3 protein-coding genes are annotated in these 1940 nt (G+C 71.1%); all 3 read left to right on the forward strand.

From position 1 onward, the window contains the following. A partial coding sequence (locus tag QAA18_RS05465) for a DUF2066 domain-containing protein (RefSeq protein ID WP_279411699.1) occupies positions 1-533 on the forward strand: 533 nt, incomplete at its 5' end. Between the two features lie 7 nt (positions 534-540). Continuing rightward, positions 541-1713 carry an AI-2E family transporter gene (locus QAA18_RS05470; protein ID WP_279411701.1) on the forward strand — a complete coding sequence of 391 codons (1173 nt, stop codon included), beginning with the start codon at positions 541-543 and terminating at the stop codon, positions 1711-1713. After that, positions 1710-1940 (forward strand): ATP-binding protein (locus tag QAA18_RS05475; RefSeq protein ID WP_279411702.1); only part of this gene is annotated, 231 nt, incomplete at its 3' end. The genes QAA18_RS05470 and QAA18_RS05475, both read left to right, overlap by 4 nt.

A 1940-nucleotide genomic window follows, 5' to 3' on the forward strand; every position in this document is an offset into this window, starting at 1 on the left:
CCGCGGTCGGGGCGATCTGGCGCGGCGACGTGGCCGCCATTTCGTCGATCTCCGCGCGCTACAGCCCGCAGATGCAGCTGGTCGGCAAGCTCTACCGCGATGACGACGGCTGGACCGCGGACTGGATCATGGTCGACAACGGCCGCGAACTCTCGAGCTGGTCGAGCCACGACCGCAGCGCGTTGCGGGCGATGGCCGGTGGCGCCGACGGCGCCGCGGACGCGCTGTCGGCGCGCTATGCCAAGGCCGAGCCGATCGGTGAGCCGGGCCGCCACGAGGTGATGTTCAGCGGCATCGATTCCAGCGAGGACTACATGCGACTGGTCGCGTGGCTGCGCGCGCAGTCGGTGGTGCGCGACGTGAGGCCGCTGCGCGCGACGGGCGACCGCCTCGACGTCGAGCTCGACCTGGCGACTGGCCTGGCCGGCCTGCGCAGGGTGCTGGACGACGAACTGCTGGTCGAGGAAACCGTGCTCGCGCAGGCCCCGGCCGGCGAAGGCGCGGGCCAGGCCGTCGCCTTCCGCCTGCGCTGAGGACGGCATGCAAGCCAACGACGACCTGCACACGCTGGCCACCTTCCTGAGGCGCCTGCAATGGGGGCTGGTGGCGCTGGCCACCTGCTGGCTGCTGTGGCTGCTCTCGCCGATCCTGGCGCCGTTCGTGCTGGCCGCTCTGCTGGGCTGGCTCGGCGATCCGCTGGTCGACCGCATCCAGTCGCGCGGGGTGCCACGCAACGGCGCCGTGATCGTGGTGTTCTCGGCGATGGCCGCCGTCACCCTGCTGGGCCTGCTGCTGCTGTTGCCGCTGCTGCAACGCCAGCTGGTGACCCTGTTCAGTTCGTTGCCGAACTACCGCGACTGGCTGGTGGGCGTCGCCTTGCCGTGGCTCGAGTCGCGCACCGGCCTGGAGCTGGTGGAGTGGCTGGATCCGGCGCGGCTGTTCACCCTGGTGCGCGAGCACTGGGAACAGGCCGGCGGCGCGGCCAGCACCGTGCTGGGTTACGTCTCGCGCTCGGGTTTCGCCCTGCTCGGATGGGTCGCCAACCTGGTGTTGCTGCCGGTGCTGACGTTCTTCTTCCTGCGCGACTGGGACATCTTCATCGAACGCCTCGCGGCCCTGGTGCCGCGCGACCATGCGGCGACGGTGTCGCGGCTGGCGCGCGAATCGAGCGCCGTGCTCGGCGGCTTCATGCGCGGGCAATTGCTGGTGATGCTGATCCTGGGCGTGCTCTACGGCATCGGCTTGTTCGCGGTCGGCCTCGACTTGGGCATCCTCATCGGCGTGGTCGGCGGCCTGCTCACGTTCGTGCCCTACCTTGGCCCGACCACTGTGATCGTGCTCGGCGGCATCGCCTCGATGGTGCAGTTCGGCGACTGGACGCACCTGCTGGGGGTGGTCGCCGTCTGGGGCATCGGCCAGGTGATCGAAAGCTACTGGCTCACCCCGAAGCTGGTCGGCGACCGCATCGGCCTGCATCCGATGGCGGTGATCTTCGCGGTGTTCGCCGGCGGCGTGCTGTTCGGATTCCTCGGCCTGTTCCTGGCCTTGCCGGTGGCGGCCGTGGCCAACGTGCTGTTGCGCTACGCGCACGAGCGCTACCTCGACAGCCCGCTGTACGCCGGGCACCTGCCGCCTGCGGCAGCGCCGCGCGCCATCGATCCCGCGATGGATCCGGCAGTCGACGGCACCGCCGGGGACAGGGACGACGCGTGAGCGAGCCGGGCACGCGGCAGTTGCCGCTGGCGCTGAGGTATCCGCCCGACCAGCGCTTCGAGACCTGCGTGGGCATCGTTCCGGAAGCACTGGCGCAACTGCGGGCGCTTGCGGCAGGCGACGACGGAAGTGGTGCCGGCGTCTACCTCGTCGGTCCGGCCGGCACCGGCAAGACGCACCTGGCGCTCGCGACCTGCGCCGCCGCGGAAGCCGCGGGCCGGCGCGCG

The organism is Luteimonas sp. 8-5 (genome assembly GCF_029763755.1).
GTDB lineage: Bacteria > Pseudomonadota > Gammaproteobacteria > Xanthomonadales > Xanthomonadaceae > Cognatiluteimonas.